Origin of the sequence: Roseospira navarrensis (assembly GCF_009601025.1) — a bacterium.
GTDB classification, from domain to species: domain Bacteria; phylum Pseudomonadota; class Alphaproteobacteria; order Rhodospirillales; family Rhodospirillaceae; genus Rhodospira; species Rhodospira navarrensis.
This window is the reverse complement of record NZ_WIVE01000006.1, coordinates 27,525-47,055: the sequence shown is the minus strand read 5'-3', so window position 1 is coordinate 47,055 and position 19,531 is coordinate 27,525. Positions and strand designations below refer to the sequence as shown.

Genomic DNA, 19,531 nt, shown 5'->3' with positions numbered 1-19,531 from the left:
CTCCCGAGACCGGCAGACGACAGAACCACAAGGACCGTTGGCACATGGCCGCCCCCGAACGCTATTCCGTCCCCGAACGCTATTCCGTCAAGGAGACCGAGGCCCACTGGCAGAAGGTGTGGGCCGAGCGCGACTGCTTCCGCGCCGTCGAGGACCCGTCCCGCGAGAAGTACTACGTGCTGGAGATGTTCCCGTATCCGTCGGGGCGCATCCACATGGGCCACCTGCGCAACTACACCATGGGCGATCTGGTGGCCCGCTTCCGTCGGGCGCGCGGCTTCAACGTGCTGCATCCGATGGGGTGGGACGCCTTCGGGCTGCCGGCGGAAAACGCGGCCATCCAGCGCGGCGTGCATCCGGCGAAGTGGACCCGCGAGAACATCGCGGCCATGCGCGAGCAGTTCAAGCCCATGGGCCTGTCCATCGACTGGACGCGCGAAATCTCGACCTGCGAGCCGAAATACTACCGCCATGAACAGAAGATGTTCCTGGACTTCTACAAGGCGGGGCTGGCCTATCGCACGGAAGCCTGGGTGAACTGGGACCCGGTCGAGCACACCGTGCTCGCCAACGAACAGGTCATCGACGGCAAGGGCTGGCGCTCGGGCGCCGTGGTGGAGCGGCGCAAGCTGGCCCAGTGGTCGTTCCGAATCACCCGGTATGCCGACGACCTGCTTCAGGCCATCGGCGACCTGGAGCGCTGGCCGGACAAGGTCCGCACCATGCAGACCAACTGGATCGGCCGGTCCGAGGGCGCCCGTCTGCGCTGGGACATCGAGGGCCGCGACGCGGGCCTGGAGGTCTTCACGACCCGGCCGGACACGCTGTACGGGGCGTCGTTCTGCGCCCTGTCGCCGAACCATCCGCTGACCCTGGAACTGGCCGAGCGCGACCCGGCCCTGAAGGCCTTCGTCGCCGAGTGCGCCCGCATCGGCACCAGCGAAGAGGCCATCGAGACCGCCGAGAAGAAGGGCTACGACACCGGCCTGAAGGCCGTGCATCCGTTCGATCCGTCGTGGACGGTGCCGATCTACGTGGCGAACTTCGTGCTGATGGAATACGGCACGGGCGCGATCTTCGGCTGTCCGGCGCACGACCAGCGCGACTTTGATTTCGCCAAGAAGTACGGCCTGCCGATCCTGACCGTGGTCGCGCCCAAGGACGCCGATGTGGCCCGGTTCTCGGCCGATCTGGCCGCCGGGGACGAGGCGTTCGTGGGCGACGGTGTGGCCGTCAACTCCGGGTTCCTGGACGGGCTCTCCGTCACCGACGCCAAGCGCGCCGCGATCGAGAAGGTGGAGAGCCTGGGCCGGGGCGAGGGCACCGTGCAGTTCCGCCTGCGCGACTGGGGGGTCTCCCGCCAGCGCTACTGGGGCTGCCCGATCCCGGTGATCCACTGCGAATCCTGCGGCATCGTTCCGGTGCCCGAGGATCAGTTGCCGGTGACCCTGCCCGAGGACGTGGACTTCGAGGCGCCGGGCAATCCGCTCGACCGGCACCCCACCTGGAAGCATGTGGACTGCCCCACCTGCGGCAAGCCCGCGCGGCGCGAGACCGACACGTTCGACACCTTCATGGAATCGTCGTGGTACTTCGCCCGGTTCTGCGCGCCCTGGAGCGAGTCCGAGGCGTTCGACCGCGCGGCCGTGGACTACTGGCTGCCGGTGGACCAGTACATCGGCGGCGTCGAACATGCCGTGCTGCATCTGCTGTACTCGCGCTTTTTCACGCGGGCGCTGCGGGATTGCGGGTATGTGGGTCTGGCCGAGCCCTTCGCGGGCCTGTTCACCCAGGGCATGGTGTTGCACGAGGTCTACAAGGGTCCTGAAGGCGACTGGCTGGAGCCCGGCGAGGTGGAGATCGGCCAGGACGGCACCGCGCGGCGGCTGTCGGACGGCGCGCCCGTGACCGTGGGTCGGGCCGAGAAGATGTCCAAGTCCAAGCGCAACACGGTCGATCCGGAACGGATCCTGGAAACCTACGGCGCGGATGCGGCGCGGCTGTTCATCGTCTCGGACAACCCGCCCGACGGCGACATGGAGTGGTCCGACGCCGGCCTGGAAGGGGCGTGGCGCTACATCAACCGCGTCTGGCGTCTGGTGGCGCGACCGCCCGTGGACCTGCCCCCGGTGGGCGCGCCGGTCCCGGCGGCGGCCGCCCTGGACCGCCCGGCCCTGGACCTGCTGAAGCGGACGCACAAGACCATCGCCGGCGTGACCGAGGATCTGGAGCGGTTCCGGTTCAACACGGCGGTCGCCCGGATCCGCGAGCTGACCAACGCCATCCCCGATCTCAAGGCGGAGACCGAGGGCGCGGGCGCGGTCTGCCGGTTCGCGCTGGAAACGGCGGTGCGGCTGCTCAATCCCATGGTGCCGCACGTGACCGAGGCCGCCTGGGCCGTGCTGGGTCACGACGGGATTCTGGCCGAAAGCGACTGGCCCGAGGCCGATCCCGCCCTGTGCGTGGATGACACGGTGACCCTGGCCGTACAGGTCAACGGCAAGCTGCGCGGCAACATCGAGGTGCCCAAGGACTGCCCCAAGGAGGACGCCGAGGCGGCCGCGCTGGCGGTCGAGAACGTGCGCGCCCACACCGACGGCAAGACCATCCGCAAGGTGGTGGTGGTGCCGAATCGCATCGTCAACATCGTCGTGGCGGGATGAGCCGGCCCGCCGCCATCGCCCGCCGCGCGGTTCTGGCGGCGGGACCGTTGCTTGCCCTGGCGGGCTGCGGCTTCCGTCCGGTGTACGGAACGCGGGGCCGCGGCGGGCCCCAACTGCCGTCCGTGGCCGTGGGGCCGATTTCCGAACGGGTCGGGCAGCTTCTGCGCAATGCGCTGCTGCACCGTCTGCAAACCGGGCCGAACCCGCGGTACGAACTGCAGGTGACGGTGACGGTGACAACCGGCAATCTGGGCATTCGCCGCGATGACGAAGCGACCCTGGCCAACCTGAACGCGAGGGCCAACTGGTCGCTGGCGGCCCGGAGAGAGGACGGGCGTCCGCTTGGCGTGGCCGACGGTTCGACGCGGTCGTCCGCCGTCTACAACGTGCTGGACAATCAATACGCGACCGATCGCAACCGCGCCAAGACCGAGGCCGACATGGCCCAGATCCTGGCCGCGGACATCGAGATGCAGGTGGTGGCCTATTTCGCGAAACGGGGGAGCGGGGGCCGCTATCCCTAGGCGGGATGCCGCACCGCCACGTCCGGTCTGCTCTCTTATCCTGATCGGCGATGAACCGGACTGATCCGGCTCATCGCCTCCGCCGCCCCGGCCGCCCAGGGGCGGCCATCTGTGGACCGGCGCCCCAATATGGCGCCGAGGGCGCCGAGGGCGCCGACCCCCAGTCCTGTTCAAAACCGGCATCGCACAGCGATGCCAGCGGCGGGCCGGCCGGCCAACGAAAAGGATGAACCTCTCCGTCGGCCGTATGAACCGCTGATCACGAGGCCCCGCCAGCCACCGCCGCCAGATCCTTCATCAGCCGGTGCAGGCCCTGCAGCCGGCGGGCGGGGTCGTCCCAGTCGCGTTTCGCGACCAGCTTGTGGTCGGGGCGCAGCTTGACCGTCGCCGTGTTCTTGCCGATGAACTGCACCAGCCCGGCCGGGTTCGGGAAGTCGTTGTTGCGGAACGCGATCACGGCGCCCTTCGGCCCGGCGTCGATCTTCTCGGCGTTGGCCGCGCGGCACAGAACCTTGATGCGGATCACCTTGAGCAGGTTCTCCACCTCGGTCGGCAGCGGGCCGAAGCGGTCGATCATCTCGGCGGCCAGGGTCTCGATCTCGTCGTCCGCCGTCACGTCGCCGATGCGGCGATAGAGCGACAGCCGCACTCCCAGGTCGGGCACGTAGCCTTCGGGGATCAGGATCGGCGAGCCCAGGGTGATCTGGGGCGACCACGCATCGTCCAGCGCCTCCATGCCCTCGCCGGCGCGGGCGGCGGCCACGGCCTCTTCCAACAGGTGCTGGTACAGCTCGATCCCGACTTCCTTGATGTGGCCGGACTGCTCGTCGCCCAGCAGGTTGCCCGCGCCCCGGATATCCAGGTCGTGGCTGGCCAGGGTGAACCCGGCGCCCAGGGTGTCCAGCGTCTGCATGACGTCCAGACGCTTTTCGGCGGCCTTGGACAGCGTCCGGTTCGGCCGGATGGTCAGATAGGCATAACCGCGCGCCTTGGCCCGGCCCACGCGGCCGCGCAACTGGTACAACTGCCCCAGCCCGAACATGTCGGCGCGGTGGATGATGATCGTGTTGACGCGCGGCATGTCCAGGCCGGACTCGATGATGTTGGTCGCCAGCAGGATGTCGTATTGCCCGTCCGCGAAGGCGGTCATGACGTCTTCAAGCTGCCGGGCCGCCATCTGGCCGTGCGCGATGGCCACCTTGACCTCGGGGACCAGGGCCTCCAGGCGCTCGGCCACCTCGTCGATGTCCTTCAGGCGCGGGCAGACATAGAAGCACTGCCCGCCCCGATAGCGCTCGCGCAGGATGGCCTCGCGGATCACCACCGGGTCGAACGGCAGGACGAAGGTGCGCACCGCCAGCCGGTCCACGGGCGGGGTGGCGATCAGGCTCATTTCCCGCACGCCGGTCAGCGCCAGTTGCAGGGTGCGGGGGATCGGCGTCGCCGACAGCGTCAGCACATGCACGTCGCTCTTGAGCTGTTTCAGCCGCTCCTTGTGGGCGACACCGAAGTGCTGCTCCTCGTCGATGATGAGCAGGCCGAGATTCTTGAACGAAATGCTCTTGGCGAGCAGCGCATGCGTGCCGACGATGATGTCCAGGGTGCCGTCGGCCAGTTCCTTCTTGGTGGCCGTGGCGGCCTTGCCGGTGACCAGCCGCGACAGGTGGCCGACCCGCACCGGCAGCCCCGCGAACCGCTCGCTGAACACCTTGTAGTGCTGGCGGGCGAGCAGGGTCGTGGGCACCACCACCGCCACCTGCTGGCCGGACAGGGCGGCGACGAAGGCGGCGCGCAGCGCCACCTCGGTCTTGCCGAAGCCCACGTCGCCGCAGATCAGGCGGTCCATGGGCCGCCCGCTGCTCAGGTCCTCGATGGTCTCGCCGATGGCGCGGAGCTGGTCGTCGGTCTCGGCGTAGGGGAAGCGGGCGGCGAACTCGTCGTACAGGCCCTCCGGCGGGGCGTAGCTCTCGGCCTTGCGCAGATGGCGGGCGGCGGCGACCTGAATCAGCTTGTCCGCCATGTCGCGGATGCGGTTCTTCAGCTTGGCCTTGCGCGCCTGCCAGCCCACGCCGCCCAGCTTGTCGAGCTGCACGCCGGCGGTTTCCGAGCCATAGCGCGACAGGACCTCGATATTCTCGACCGGCACGAACAGCTTGTCCTCGCCGGCATAGGTCACGCGGATGCAGTCGTGCGGCGCACCGCCGACCTGCAGGGTCTCCAGCCCGTCATAGCGGCCGATACCGTGGTCCACATGCACGACCAGATCGCCCTCGACCAGGGTCGAGGCATCCTGGATGAAGGAGTCGGCCTTGCGCTTCTTTTTCTGCGGCCGGGCGAGGCGGTCGCCGAGCACGTCCTGTTCGGCGATGACGGCCAGGTCCGGCGTCTCGAAGCCCCGGTCCAGGCCCAGCGCCACCAGGGCCAGCGCCTCCTTGGGCGCCGTGGCCAGATCGGCCCAGGACTCGACGGTCTCCAGCCGGGCGGCCCCCCCGCCCTGGCCCGCGTGGTCGCGGATCAGCCCGCCCAGACGATCCCGCGAGCCCAGCGAGTACGCCGCCAGCGCCACCCGCTTGCCCTGCGCCATGCGGTCGGCGGCATGGGTGGCGACGGCCTCGAACACGTTTTCGCCGGTGCGCGCGCGCACGTCGGCGAAGTCGCGGCCCGGCCGGCCTTCCATGTCCAGGGTGTTGGGTGCGACCTCCGCCGGCGCATAGGGCGACAGGTCGAACACGCGCAGCGCCGCCGCCAGCATCCGCGCCCAGTCCTCTTCGGTCAGGTACAGCCGGTCGGGCGGGATGGGGTTATAGATCATGCCGCCCTCGCCCGACCCGGACTGGGCGATGTCGCGCCGGGCGGCGTGGTATTCCTCGATCTGCTCCCAGCGGGAGACGCGGGCGGCCTCGGTGTCCGCGTCCAGGGTGATCGCGGCCTCGGGCAGATAGGCCAGCAGCGTGTCCATGCCCGCGTGGAACAGCGGCAGCCAGTGTTCCATGCCCGGCATGGCCTGGCCCGCGGAGACGCTCTCGTACAGCAGGTCGTCCCGCCGGGGCGCGCCGAACAGCTCGCGATAGCCGGTGCGGAACCGGGCGATGGACTCGTCGTCCAGCGTCAGCTCGCTCATGGGCTTCAGGATGACGCCGTCGGCGTCGCCCGTGGTGCGCTGGCTGACGGCATCGAACACGCGGATGGCGTCCACCTCGTCGCCGAACAGGTCCAGGCGCAGGGGATCGGACAGGCCGGGCGGGAACAGGTCCACCAGACCGCCCCGCACGGCGTACTCGCCCGGCTCCATGACCTGTTCCGCGCGGACATAGCCGGTCCGGCCCAGGAAGGCGAGCAGCGCCTCCATGTCCAGGCTCTCGCCCTTGCGGATGGGGAACGAGGCTCCGGCCAGGGAGTCGCGCGGCGGCACGCGCTGGGTGATGGCGTTGACGGTGGTGACCACCAGCAGCGGCTCGGGGCCCGGTCCCTCCGGCGGCAGGGCGGCCAGCGCGGCCAGGGTGTCGATCCGCCGGGCCAGGATGTCGGCGTGCGGCGAGACCCGGTCATAGGGCATGCAGTCCCACGCCGGCAGGTCCAGCACCCGCAGGTCCGGGGCCATGAAGCGGGCCAGCTCGACCAGCGTGGCAAGGCGCACGTCGTCGCGCGCCACATGCAGCAGCGGGCGGCCCTTGCGGGCGCGGGCCAGGGCGACGAGCACATGGGCGTCCTGGCCCTCCGGCATGCCGGCCAGGGTGACGCGGCCCCTGGTCTCGTGCAGGGCCTTCTCGATTTGACGTTTGAGCACGGGGCGACGGTTCCGAGGCGACGGGATGGCGGGAATACCGCGTCCGCCGGGGCGGAGTCAATTCGCGCACCGGACGGCCAGGGCTTCGAACCCGGATTGCCGTTCTGTGACACGGATGGGGTCGAACCCGCCTCACGAGGTCCTTCGGTCGCCCCCGGCGACGCGTCGCGTCGCCGCAAAGGAGCGCGACCATCGGAACGATGGTCGCGGGGGCTCCCTCAGGACGACACACTTTTAATAGAGAGTGTCATCCGGAGCGCCCTTAGGGCGCGAAGAATCTCGTGATGGGGCACGAACCAAGACACCCCTGTCATCCGGATTCGGAGCCCTGCCGGACGGCCCCCTGTGTCATGCGCATAAAAAATGGTCACCCATCACAATGGCCTCATTTTTTCTCACCGTATCGCAAAAGACTCGATATAATCACGCCCGCGCAAATCCAGGGATTTTCGCGGCATTTTAAATAGGTTCGCAGTCACACCCAAGACGGAAAGAGCTTGGGTCCAGGCCAAACGCAGAAGGACTCCGCGCCATGAGCACTGGCAATCTCTTTAACTCAAATCATTCCAATAAAGTTGGCCTCAGCATGTCCAGAAAAATCATGATGGGCTTGATCGCTGTTGCCGTCATGTCAGTGTTCATTGCCATTGCCGGCATATATTACATTGTCGAGATCCAAGGAAAAATCAAACAGATTACAGAGATCGCCAGCCCAGCCACGAACACGGCAGACGACCTTGTCAATAATACTCTGATCTCGACGAACGTTTCGCATGGCATTCTTTCAGAGGTCGATCCCGAACAAATCACACGAGTGTCGCAACACCTGGATACCCTCAATGACGGGTTCGAGCAGTCTTACCAAACCTTGACGGGCCTGGTGGACAGCGCGGAGACGGCCGACGCGCTGGCCGACGCCCATGCGGGCCACGACCAGTTCGTCGAACAGCAGGACATCGCCATCGCGCGCCGCCGCGCCGCCTTGGAGGCCTTCGAGAGCGTCGAGGCCATGCACGCCGCGTTCGATGAGACCGGGCGGGTGCTGTTCGACATGCTGGACGATCTGGCCTCCGACAGCGAGGCCGACATGGCCCAGGCCAAGCGCGACGCCAACATGATGATGATGAGCGCCGCCGCCACGGCCCAGCACATCAACAAGCTGATGCGCCAGTTGTTCGAGGATGACTTCCCGGTCTATGCCGCCTCGCAGCGGCTGCAGGCCATCATCCTGGAGATGCAGGGCATCGTGGGCGCCTTCATGGCGGAAGACCACCGGGAGCACCTGACGCCGCTGGTGACCGAATTCGAGGCCCTGGCGGCGGAGTCCGCCCGGCCCTTCAAGGTTCTCACCCGTCATGCCGAGACTGACGCGGACGAAGCCGAGATCGCGGCCGTCCGGGAGACCTTCAACACATGGACGCTGGCCGCCTCCGGCGACGGCAACCTGTTCGAGACGGTGCAGGCCATGCTGAGGGCCCGCCAGGAGGCGCGGGACGCCGCCGCCCTGCTCGACCGGCAGGGCGACGCCGTCGCGGCGGCGCTGTCCACCGTCGTCGCCAGCGCCGAGGCGCGCGGGGCGGCCGCCGATGCCGCCGCCACCTCGGTCGTGACCCAGGCCCAGGCGATCATGATGGCGCTGACCATCGCCGTCATCGCCGGCACCATCGCCCTGATCGTGTTCGTTGGCCGCACCGTGATCCGCCCGATCAAAGGCATGACCGCCGCCATGGACGCCCTGGCCGCCGGCGACCTGACCACGGACGTGCCCGCCCTGGAGCGTCGGGACGAGGTCGGCCACATGGCGCAGGCGGTGGCGGTGTTCAAGGACGGCCTCGTGCGATCCGAGCGCATGGCCGCCGAACAGCGCGAGGAAGAGGCCCGCAAGGCGCGCGAGACCGAGCGGGTCCGGACCCTGATCGCGGACTTCGACGGCGCCGTGATGGCGGTGTTCGAGCGGCTGCAACAGGCCGAGGAGGAGATGCGCGCCGCCTCGCGCGACGTTCGCGAAAACGCCGAGCACACCCGCACCGAGGCGGTCAGTGTGGCCAGCGCCGCCGATCAGGCGACGGCGAACGTGGAAACCGTGGCCAGCGCGGCCGACGAGTTGTCGTCGTCGATCCGCGAGATCGCCCGTCAGGTCTCGCAGGCGACAGGCGTTTCGGGACAGGCCAACACGCAGGCCGACCGGACCTCGGAGAGCATCCGCGTGCTGCAGGAGAACGTGGGCACCATCAGCGAGATCGTCGCCCTCATCAACGACATCGCCAGCCAGACCAACCTTCTCGCGTTGAACGCGACCATCGAGGCGGCGCGCGCCGGCGAGGCCGGCAAGGGCTTCGCCGTCGTCGCCACCGAGGTCAAGGATCTGGCCGCGCAGACTGCGCGGGCCACCGACGAGATCGGCACGCAGATCGGCCGCATCCAGGCCTCGACCCGGGACGCGGTGGATTCCATCGCCGGCATCACCGCCGTGATCCGCGAGATCGGGGCCATCTCCTCGTCGATCTCGGCTGCCGTGGAACAGCAGGGGTCCGCGACCCAGGAGATTGCCCGCAACGTCCAGGAGGCCGCGACCGGCACCCAGGGTGTGTCGGCCTCCATCGACGATGTGCGCACGGCGGCGGAACGCTCCGACACCACCGCGCGGGTCATCGCCGAGACATCGGAAAGCGTCGCCGCCCAGACGGCCGCGTTGCGTCGGCAGGTGGCCGCGTTCCTGCGCGCGGTTCAGGACGGCCGGACGGCGGAGACGGACGCTCCGGGGCAGGCAGAACGGCCGCAGGCGGCGTAAAGGAGGCACCAGGGTCAGGAGGCCTTGTCGAGGGGGCGCACGGCCAGCCTGAGACCCATTGCCCGCAAAATAGCCTGGAATCCCCGCAACTCGGGATTCCCGGCCTCCGACAGGGTCCGGTACAACTGGGTCGGGTTGAGGCCGGCCTCTTCGGCCACCCGGGGCACACCCCCGAAAGCCCTCGTCATCTGGCGAAGGGCGATGAGCAATTCCGCCTGATCGCCATCCTCCAGAATGGCGTTCAGCATGTCCACAGCAAGGGCCGGATCGGATCGATACAGATCGGCTACGGCCTCATCGTGCGCTCGGTCCTTCACCGCCGATCACCTTTCGTCATCATCTCGCCGGCACCAGTCGCGCCAGCAGGAAACGGCCCGCGCGATATCGCGGTCCTGGGTTTTCTTGGTGCCGCCGCATAGCAGCAGAACCACGGTCTCGCCCGCCAGCGCATAATACACCCGGTAGCCGGGGCCGACATCCACCCGCAGTTCCCACACGCCATCGCGACAGGGCTTGCAGTCGCCGAACTGGCCCTGTTCGAGCCGGTTGACCCGCCTCAGGATGGCCAGCTTCGACGTCCGGTCCCGGAGTTTCGCCAGCCAGTTCGCGAACAGATCCCGGCCGTCGCCCGGCGTCAGGTAGTGGCGGATCGCATAGGAGCACCCGCCTTGCGGTGCGATCACGCTGTCCTCTCCCCACACCCATTCGAACAAAAAGCCACGGACCCTAACCTTAAAGCGCGACCGACGCCAGATCCCAACAAGACTTTGGCTTTGGTTGAATTGCATGGGGACATCGGAAAAGCGCTCCAACATCCGACACAAAATTCGTCTATAAACGAGCCTTTGTCAACCGCCGCCGCCGCAGCATCGGCTCCAGGGCGAAGATGGCCACGGCCGTCCAGATCAGGGCGAAGCTGGCGGCGTGGCCCGGCGTGAAGGTCTCGCCGTAGACCGCCACCGCCATGCCGAACTGGATCGTCGGGTTGATGTACTGCAGCATCCCCACCGTGCCCAGCGGCAGGCGGCGCGCGCCGATGGCGAACAGCAGCAGCGGCACGGCCGTGAACGGGCCGGAGATCAGCAGCAGCGCCATGTCCAGGCCGCCGCCGTGCGGCATGCTGCCGGCGCCAGTCCAGCCCAGCCAGACCAGCCACAGCACCGCGACGGGAGCGAGAAGCAGCACCTCCAGCGTGAAGCCGACCAGCGACTCCGCCGGGGCGATCTTGCGCAGCAGGCCATAGGTGCCGAAGCTGGCGGCGAGCACCAGGGCGATCCAGGGCAGCCGCCCCAGCCCCACCAGCATGACCGTCACGCCGGCAACCGCCAGTCCGACCGCCGCCCACTGCCAGCGGCTCGGCCGCTCGCGCAGGAAGATCGCGCCGAGCATCACGCTGGCAAGCGGGAAGATGTAATAGCCCATGCTGGCGTCCAGCTTCTGGCCGCTGCCGGTGGCGTAGATGAACGTCAGCCAGTTGACCGCGATCGCCACGCCGCTGCCCAGGAACACGGCCAGCAGGCGGGGCCGCCGCAGGATCCGCAGCAGCGCCTCGGTCTGGCCGAACCAAGCCACCAGCGGCAACGCGAACACCAGCCCCCAGACGATGCGGTGCGCCATCACCTCCAGCGGCGGCAGATGCCCCAGCAGGTGGTACAAGACCGGCGACAGGCCCCAATACACATAGGCGCCGATGGCGGCGGCATAGCCGGCCCGGATCCGGCGGGCGGCGGCCAGGGGGTCGGGCAGACCCGGTCCGGCGGCGGAGGCCGGAGGGTTCGGGGATACGGAGGACACGGCGGGGGTCTCCCAAGGGGGCGATGCGGGCGCCCTGTGATACCGGCGCCGTGCACGCCTACGCCTTCGCGTCTCGTCTGGCAATCCCCGCCGCCTCAACCAGATGGGGGACCCCTCCTGCGACCCCGACACTCAGCACGACCAGGACGGCAGACCCTTGACGCCGAGTAGAGAACCAGCGGCATACGACCCCCTCTGCTCCCCCCTACTGCTTCTCCATCCCCTCCACGGCGCGGCCCAGGGCGTTGAGGGCCTCGATCACGCGGTGGCTCGCGTCGTTCAGGTCGCCCATCATCTCGATGGCGCCGTCGATATCGCCGTTGGCGGCCTTGCGGGCGGCGTCCTTGCCCAGCCGGTGGACGTCCTTGTGCGGCTGTTCGAGGGCGCGGAAGGCCGGGTGGTCGCGCAGCGCCGGGTCATCGACCCCGGCCGCCCACTTGCCCAGACGGCAGGTGGTGTGGTCCGGGATGTCCTGTTCCGCCCAGCGCATGCGGCCGATCACGGAGTCAACGATCCGCTTCTTGAACGTGACGTGGTCGTTCTTGGCGACCTCGATGAGCACCTGAATGCCGCCCATGTTCGCGAACATGCTGACCTGCTGGTTCAACTCCCCCGTGGCCTCGTCCATGGCATGCATGGCCTGCTCGATCTCCTCCGTGTTCATGCGGGCGAGCTCGGCGATGGCGGTCGTGCCCTCCGACACCTGACCGGCGGCCAGCGTCTGCTCGCTCAGGATCGAGGCGATGTCGCGCATCTTCTCGGTGACGTGGGCGACGGTCTCGGCGATGGTGCCGAGCTGGCCGCCCAGGCCGGTGACCACCTCGCGACCGTCCTCCACGGCGGTGGCGCCGCTGCCCATGGCGTCGATGATGTCGGTCATCTCGGCGCGCAGGGTCTCGATGCGGCCGCGGATGTCCTCGGTCGCGCGGGCGGTCTGATTGGCGAGACCCTTGACCTCGTTGGCGACGACGGCGAAGCCCTTGCCGGCCTCGCCGGCGCGCGCGGCCTCGATGGTGGCGTTCAGGGCGAGCAGGTTGGTCTGGGCGGCGATGTCCTCGATCTGCTTGACGATCTCGCCGATCTGGGCGGAGGCCTGGGCGAGCACGTCCACGCGCTCGCCGGCGCGGGTGACCGCGGCGTGGATGCTCTGCATGGACGACACCGCCCGGTTGGCGCTGGAGACCCCCTCGTCGGCGGCGCCGCGCGCCCCTTCCGCGTCTTCGGCGGCGGTGTCGGACGATTCCGAGATCTCGCGCGTCGAGGTGACCATTTCCTCCACGGCCGAGGCCATGCTCTGGGCCTGGGCGTTGGTGCGGTTCACGTCGCGCATCATGTAGGCCAGGACCACGATGGCCTCGTTGGCCTGCATGGCCGCCTGGACCACGCCGCGCAGGTTCTGCCGGGCCTGCTCGCCAAGGCGGGTCTGGGCGGCCTCCACCTGCGCCAGACGGGCGTGCTGCTCTCGCTCCGCCGCGTCCACCTTCATGGCCTGATCGCGGAAGGCCCGCAGCGCGACCAGCATGCGGGCGATCTCGCCCTGACCCTTGCGGTCCGGCAGGTCCATGGAGAAGTCCCGCGCCGACAGCCGGGTCAGCGCTTCGGTCACCAGCTTGACCGGCCCGGCGATGCCGCGCGCGATCAGATAGCCGGCGATCAGGGCCACCACCAGGGTGACCCCCGTCGCGATCACGGCCAGCCAGCGGGCGGAGGCGATCCGGGCGTGATAGGGGGCCGCGTCCAGCGCGATGGTGGCCACGCCGATGGAGCGGCCCTCGTAGTCGTGGATGGGCTGGGCCATGACGGCGAGGTTCAGGTCTTCGGCTTCGTAGTCCTGGATCACCTGGCCGTCGCTCAGCGCCGTGGCAAGCCGGTCCTCCGGGATGAACTGGACGCCCTCGTGCGTGTTGGCGAACGGCTCGAACCCGCCCGCGTCGGTGCGCAGGTACAGCGCCACCTCAACCCCGTAGGTCTCGGCGAAGGACTCGAAGAACGGCTGGCCGAAGGACAGGCCGAACTCGACCGAGCCGATATGCTCGCCCTCGTGCGAGACCGGCGTGACGCCGCGCATGCCCAGACCGGCCACGCCGCGTTCCAACCCCTGGATGGTGGCCCGCACCCGGTTGGCGGCGATCACGGTCTTGCGGAAGCCGGACAGGTCGTCGCCGAACTTTTCCGGCTTGTGGATGCGGACGAAGGAGACGGCGGGCGGCGCGTGGAACTGGAACTGGCGCACGCCGAACTCGGCGGACAGAGTTTCGAACCCGTCGCGGTACATGGCCAGCAGGGCGTCGCGGTCGCCGGCGGCGAAGGCGGCCGTGGCCACCGGGTTCCTGGCCACCAGGGTGGCCAGCGTCAGGGCCCGGTAGCCCTCCGCCGACAGATCGGCCTTCAGGTTCTCGAACAGCCCGGCAAGCTGGTCCTCCTCGGCCTGGAGGGTCAGGCGCTCCAGCACCTGCGTGAACATCAGCGAGATCAGGATCGCGGTCACCATGGCGAGACCGCACAGGGCCAGGACGAGACGGGCCAGGATCGTCATCGCGTACGCTCCGGTTGGGCGCGGCGGGGGCGCCTCTGGGTCGGGGCGTGTCGGCCCCGCCACGCCATCATCCGAGTGGAGGTTCAAACACGCCGATGCGCGGGCAAGTCTGGCACGGGGTCGTGCGGGTGCCCAAGAGAGGTTGAGCCCATGCTACCCAAATATCCGCAAAAAGGACAGGGGCCGTGTGTGCTTGAGCGCACTGAAGGCGGCGCCGCCCAGTCTCACTGCGACCGGGTGGCGGCCTCATGTCGGCCTGCCATTTCCGAGAAGAATGGTCGGATTTACTGGACGTCGGCCGCGGCGAACGCCGCCTCCAGCGCGGCGGCGGCGATCTCCAGCCCGGCCTCGTCGATGCCGTGTTCCAGGCCCGGCCGGCCGTGCGCAGCGACCGGCACGCCGGCGGCCCGCAGCGCGGCCTCGGCGTGCGCCAGGGCGGGGAAGGGCACCACCGGGTCGGCTTCGCCGTGGACCAGGGTGACGGGGGGGCGCGCGGTGATCTCGTCCGCGAGGCGGGCCGCCCCGGTCAGCGCGCCCGAGAAGCCGACCACGGCGGCCAGCGGGGCCGGGCGGCGCACCGCCACGTGCAACGCCATCATGGTGCCCTGGGAAAACCCGACCAGGGCGGTGGACGCCGGCCCGACGCCGTACCGCGACATCAGGCTGTCGATGGTGGCGTTGAGGCTCGGGGCGGCACTGGCGGCGCCCTCCGTCATCATCTCCAGCGCCGGTTCCAGATTGGCGGCATCGCGCCGCCACATCTCCGGGTCGTGCCGGGTGAAGCTGAACCACTGCCGACCGAACGGCATGACCTCGCACGGCTCGGGCGCGTGCGGGGCATGAAAGGCGGCGTCGGGAAACAGCGGGGCCAGCACCGGGGCGAGCGCGATCAGGTCAGTGCCGTCGGCCCCGTAGCCGTGCAGCAGCAGGATCAGGCGGCGGGCCGGGCCGCCTGAGGCGGGCGGCGCGGCGGGGCCGTCGAGCGGCGCGGCATCGGTCATGGGCAGGTCCTCGCGCAGCGGGTGGGCGGGGGGATCGCTCGGGTTCCGCGACTGTGACGGCGTCAGGCGTCCAGCGTCAACACGATCTTGCCCACGAAGCCCTTGGCCAGGAAGGCGGTCTGGGCCTCGCGGATGCGGGCCAGGGGATAGGTCTCGGCGACCAGGGGCCGGACCCGGCCGCTCTCGATGGCGGCGATCAGGGCCGGGAAGATGTCGGGCGTCAAGGCCGTGCCGCCGAACAGGGTAAGGTCCTTCAGGTACAGGGTGCGCAGGTCCAGGGTCACCATCGGCCCGGCGATGGCGCCCGACGCGGCGTAGCGTCCGCCGGGGCGCAGCGCGTCCAGCAGCGCCGGCCAGCGCGGCCCGCCCACCAGATCCACGACCACATCCACGCTGTCCTTGCCCAGCGTCTCCACCACGTCGTCGTCGCGGGACAGGCAGCGGGCGGCGCCCAGGCCGCGCAGGGTTTCGGCCTTGGCGGGGCTGGTGACGGCGATCACCTCGGCATCGCGGACCCGGGCGAGCTGCACGGCCGCCGAGCCCACGCCGCCGGACGCGCCGGTGACCAGCACGCGCTCGCCGGCGGCCACACCGGCGCGGGTCAGCAGGTTCTCGGCCGTCGAGTAGGAGCAGGGGAACGAGGCCAGCGCCACGTCGTCCAGCGGGCTGTCGATGCGGTGGGCGTGGCGGCCGGCGACCACGGTATAGTCCGCGAAGGCGCCGTCGCACTCGGACCCGAAGTACCAGGGCTGATCCAGCGTCCGGCCGCCGGCCTCGCGCAGGCAGGGTTCCACCAGCACCCGCTCGCCGATCCGCGCCGCATCCACGCCCGGGCCGACGGCCACGATGCGGCCGCAGGCGTCGATGCCCTGGATGCGGGGCAGGGACAGCGGTGACCCCGACCACGACGCATCCTCGGCCGCGTTGCCCTTTTTGGAGTACCAGCCGACCCGCGTGTTGATGTCGGTGTTGTTGACCCCGGCGGCGGTGACCCGGATCAGCACGTCGCCCGGTCCGGGCCGGGGCGTGGGGATGTCGGTGCGATAGTCCAGGCAGTCCAGGTCGCCGTGCGCGGTCAGCCAGACGCCGCGCATGGTCTCCGGGATGTCGGTCATGAGGCAGGTCCTTTCAGGGTGGGCGATCGGGCTTGCTCAATCCACGCTCACCGGCGGGTCCATGTCCTCGTCCCAGTCCGGCGGCGGGGCCGGATAGCGCAGCAGCATGGCCTGCAACAGGGCGACGTGTTCGGCCTCTTCCTCGGCGAACTCCTGCGCCAGCTCGCGGATGCGCGGGTTCTCGTGCGTGGCCGCGAGGGCGGCATAGAAGTCGTGGCCGCGCTTCTCGCTGTCCAGGGCCATGACAAGGGCGTGGTGCGGGGTCATCAGGTAGTGGGTCGCGTCCATCCCCGGCGTTTCCGGCGGCTCCTTGTCGGGCCACTTGTACTCCCAGGGCTTGATGTGCGGCAGCGTCATCCCCTCCGCCAGCTTCTGGGCTTCGGCCAGATGCAGGCGGGAGTAATGGGCCATCTTGCGGAACAGGTCCGTGACCTCGTGGTTCTGGTGGACGTCGAGCGAGTCCGCCATGTCGTCGAACCGGACGGCCGAGTCCTCCTCCAGGGCCACGGCATGGGCGATGAACTCTTCGAGGCTGTCCATGGTCATCCTTGATCTCGCGGCAGAAGAAGACGGGAGGCGGGGCCGCCTCGTCAGATGACGAACTGGTCGCCCAGGTCCGCCACGGACTGGGTGGCGCGCGGCATGGGCTGGAACGGCGCGGCGGCGCCCTGGTAGAGGATGCCGGTCGTGAATCCGTCGTCGTCCAGCAGGCGCAGGAAGGCGTCCCGCCGATCCGTATACGGCTCGGTGAAGTCGCCGTGGACCAGCTCGCGCCAGCCCTTCTGCTCGGGCCGGTAGGTCACGCAGGGGCTGAGCACATGGACGAACGAGAAGCCCTTGTGCTGCACGGCGGCGCAGACCTGCCGGGTCAGCTCCATGGGATCACCCGAAAAGGCGCGCGAAATGAACGTCGCGCCGGACGACAGCGCCATTTCCAGCGGGCGGAACGGGGCGACGCCCGGCCCCTCCGGCGTGAGCTTGGAGCCGGTCCAGTCCGCCTGCGTGGTCGGCGAGGCCTGCCCCTTGGTCATGCCATAGACGCTGTTGTCCATGACGATGTAGGTCAGGTCCACATTGCGCCGGCAGGCGTGGACGAAGTGGTTGCCACCGATCGAGAACCCGTCGCCGTCGCCGCCCACGGACAGCACGGTCAGGTCGGGCCGGGCCAGCTTCAGGCCGCTGGCCACCGGCAGCGCGCGGCCGTGCACGCTGTGGAACCCGTAGAGGGTGGAATAGGCCGGCAGGCGCGACGAGCACCCGATGCCCGAGACCAGGGCCACGTCCTTCGGCGGCAGGTTCAGCTCGGCCAGGCCCCGCGTGATCGCGGCCAGCACGGAGAAGTCCCCGCAGCCCGGGCACCAGATCGGCTTGAGGTCCGACTTGTAGTCCTGGGGCTTCGCAACGACGGCATCCATGGCGGCGCGCTCCTTACTGACTCAGGATGTGGGCGAGGATTTCCCCGGGACGCAGACCCAGCGGCCCCGGGCGATGGAACGCCTCGACGCGGCCGGGCAGGTCCATGTGGGCGCGCAGGTGGCGCAGGTACTGGCCGCCGTGGTTCTGCTCCACCACGACGGTGCGCGACACCCCGGCCAGCGCGTAGCGCAGCCGGTCGGCCGGAACCGGGTCGATCAGGCGGACCGCCACCAGACGCGCCTTGACGCCCCGGGCGCGGGCGCGGTTGACGGCCTCGCGCGCCACCTCGGCGGTGGACCCCCAGGTCAGCACCGCCACCTCGGCGTCGGGATCGCCGTCCACCAGCGCCCAGTGGTCGCCGTAGTCGAAGTCCGTGATCTTGCGTTGGCGCTTGGCGAGCTGCTCGGTGTGATGGGCGCCCTGGGTCGAGGGGCGGCCGGTCTCGTCGTGCTCCAGCCCCTCGGCGATGTAGGCGCCGCCGTCCGTCCCCGGCAGGCTCATGGGCGACACCCCGTCGGCGGTCAGCGCATAGCGCAGGTAGCGCTCGCCCGGCACGGTCTCGGCGACCTTGCGGCGGCCGATGAAGGCGATCTCGGCGGGCTTGTCGATGATGGTGCGCGACTGTCCCACCGTCTGGTCCGACAGCACGATGACGGCGGTCTGCATGGCCTCGGCCAGATGCACGCTCCACTGGGTGGTGAACAGGCAGTCCCCGATGGACAGGGGCGCCGTGACCACGTGCGGGGCGTCGCCGTGCAGCCCGTTCACCGCGATGTTCAGGTCCACCTGTTCGGACTTGGTGGGAATGCCGGTGGAGGGGCCGCCGCGCTGCACGTCGATGATGACCACCGGGGTTTCGGAGGCGACGGCGAGCCCGATGCTCTCCGTCATCAGCGCGAGGCCGGGGCCGGACGTGGCGGTGACGGAGGGCACGCCGCCGTAGCTGCCGCCCAGGATCATGTTGACCGAGGCCAGTTCATCCTCGCACTGGACCAGGGTGCCGCCCACCTTGGGCAGATTGGGCGCCAGCCACTCCAGGATGTCGGTGGCCGGGGTGATGGGGTAGGCCGCGCAGAACCGCACGCCGCCCTGGATGGCGCCCAGGCCGGCGGCGTCGTTGCCGGTGATGGACCAGCGGTCGCCGGTGCGCGGCTTGGGCCGGTCGAGCCGGGGCACGCCCTTGACGCCGACCACGGCCTCGGCCCCGGCGTCCAGGCCGGCCCGGCTGGAGTCCAGCGCGGTCTGCCCCTTGCCGGACAACTGCGTGGTCACGCGCTCGACCAGGCAGTCATGGTCCAGCCCGACCAGTTCCGCGATCAGGCCGAGGGCGACCATGTTGACGCGGCCGCCGTGAATGTCCTTGGACATGGCGTGGAACGGCACGTATTCGATGCGCCGTTCCGCGTCCAGCATCAGCGCCGGGACATCGCCGGCATGCGGGTCGGCGATGATGAGGCCGCCCGGATTCATGGGCAGTTCCTCGCGGAAGCGCTCGATGTTGCCCCAGTCGAAGGCGACCAGGATGTCGAACCCGTCGTCGGGGCTCTGCACCGGCTCGGTGCTGAGCCGCAACAGGGCCGCGGACTCGCCGCCGCGGATCTGGGGGCCCAGGGTGCGACCCATCAGCCCGTAGTAGCCAGCCTTCGCGGCCGCATCCAGAAGGATCTGGCCGGCGGTCATCACGCCCGCACCGCCACTGCCGGTCATGGCGATGGAGACCGAAGAGAGCGCCATCTGTCCTGCTCCCGCTTGTTCAGGTCGCGGCGTGTCGCGCCCGCCGCCCGTCCACCGGACGGCGCTCCGCCCGGCCATGAAGCCTCGGGGTATAGCGCCATTCTGGCGACGCCTCAATGGACTCGTGGCCCGTCCCCCATTGACCCGGATCAATGCAGCCTTGCGGTATT

The 19,531-nt window shown here is 69.5% G+C and carries 13 protein-coding genes; 3 read left to right on the top strand and 10 right to left on the bottom strand.

The window, feature by feature from the left end; translation table 11 throughout:
- The first annotated feature begins 44 nt into the window (after window positions 1-44).
- Both leuS and lptE read left to right on the top strand, forming a co-directional pair.
- Entirely contained in the window at window positions 45-2,663 is a 2,619-nt protein-coding gene (gene leuS / locus GHC57_RS03740) for a leucine--tRNA ligase (protein WP_153341311.1), read from the top strand.
- Window positions 2,660-3,187, top strand: coding sequence for an LPS assembly lipoprotein LptE (gene lptE, locus GHC57_RS03735; protein WP_153341309.1), 528 nt, complete (start codon window positions 2,660-2,662; stop codon window positions 3,185-3,187). The genes leuS and lptE overlap by 4 nt, the downstream gene beginning before the upstream one ends.
- Window positions 3,188-3,446: 259 nt before the next feature.
- On the opposite strand, the gene mfd is transcribed toward lptE, so the two are convergent.
- Window positions 3,447-6,911, bottom strand: a complete 3,465-nt coding sequence (mfd, locus tag GHC57_RS03730) for a transcription-repair coupling factor (protein ID WP_153341405.1) — start codon at window positions 6,909-6,911, stop codon at window positions 3,447-3,449.
- A 931-nt stretch (window positions 6,912-7,842) separates the two neighbouring features.
- Here mfd and GHC57_RS03725 point away from each other — a divergent pair.
- Entirely contained in the window at window positions 7,843-9,765 is a 1,923-nt protein-coding gene (locus GHC57_RS03725; protein ID WP_153341307.1) for a methyl-accepting chemotaxis protein, read from the top strand.
- A gap of 14 nt (window positions 9,766-9,779) precedes the next feature.
- Here GHC57_RS03725 and GHC57_RS03720 read toward each other — a convergent pair whose 3' ends face one another.
- The 9 genes from GHC57_RS03720 to GHC57_RS03680 all read right to left on the bottom strand — a co-directional run bounded on the left by GHC57_RS03720 (window position 9,780) and on the right by GHC57_RS03680 (window position 19,361).
- A complete protein-coding gene (locus tag GHC57_RS03720) occupies window positions 9,780-10,082 on the bottom strand; it encodes an addiction module antidote protein (protein WP_170294664.1) in 303 nt (100 codons plus the stop codon).
- 6 nt (window positions 10,083-10,088) lie between these two features.
- Window positions 10,089-10,448, bottom strand: a complete 360-nt coding sequence (locus GHC57_RS03715) for a type II toxin-antitoxin system RelE/ParE family toxin (RefSeq protein WP_343031095.1) — start codon at window positions 10,446-10,448, stop codon at window positions 10,089-10,091.
- 148 nt (window positions 10,449-10,596) lie between these two features.
- The gene (gene rarD, locus GHC57_RS03710; protein WP_343031094.1) at window positions 10,597-11,559 is read right to left on the bottom strand and encodes an EamA family transporter RarD; all 963 of its coding nucleotides are present in this window, start codon (window positions 11,557-11,559) and stop codon (window positions 10,597-10,599) included.
- Window positions 11,560-11,764: 205 nt separating this feature from the next.
- Complete coding sequence (locus GHC57_RS03705) at window positions 11,765-14,095, bottom strand: methyl-accepting chemotaxis protein (RefSeq protein ID WP_153341303.1); 2,331 nt, start codon at window positions 14,093-14,095, stop codon at window positions 11,765-11,767.
- A 284-nt stretch (window positions 14,096-14,379) separates the two neighbouring features.
- Window positions 14,380-15,096 carry an alpha/beta hydrolase gene (locus tag GHC57_RS03700; RefSeq protein WP_153341301.1) on the bottom strand — a complete coding sequence of 239 codons (717 nt, stop codon included), beginning with the start codon at window positions 15,094-15,096 and terminating at the stop codon, window positions 14,380-14,382.
- 62 nt (window positions 15,097-15,158) lie between these two features.
- Window positions 15,159-16,211: an alcohol dehydrogenase family protein gene (locus GHC57_RS03695; RefSeq protein WP_153341299.1), complete on the bottom strand. Its 1,053-nt coding sequence runs from the start codon at window positions 16,209-16,211 to the stop codon at window positions 15,159-15,161.
- A 36-nt stretch (window positions 16,212-16,247) separates the two neighbouring features.
- On the bottom strand, window positions 16,248-16,751 hold the full coding sequence (locus GHC57_RS03690) for a ferritin-like domain-containing protein (protein ID WP_153341297.1): 504 nt from the start codon (window positions 16,749-16,751) through the stop codon (window positions 16,248-16,250).
- A gap of 50 nt (window positions 16,752-16,801) precedes the next feature.
- Entirely contained in the window at window positions 16,802-17,626 is an 825-nt protein-coding gene (locus GHC57_RS03685; RefSeq protein WP_153341295.1) for a 2-oxoacid:ferredoxin oxidoreductase subunit beta, read from the bottom strand.
- A gap of 13 nt (window positions 17,627-17,639) precedes the next feature.
- Window positions 17,640-19,361 (bottom strand): 2-oxoacid:acceptor oxidoreductase subunit alpha, encoded by a 1,722-nt coding sequence (locus GHC57_RS03680; RefSeq protein WP_153341293.1) that lies wholly within the window; start codon window positions 19,359-19,361, stop codon window positions 17,640-17,642.
- Window positions 19,362-19,531 lie beyond the last annotated feature (170 nt).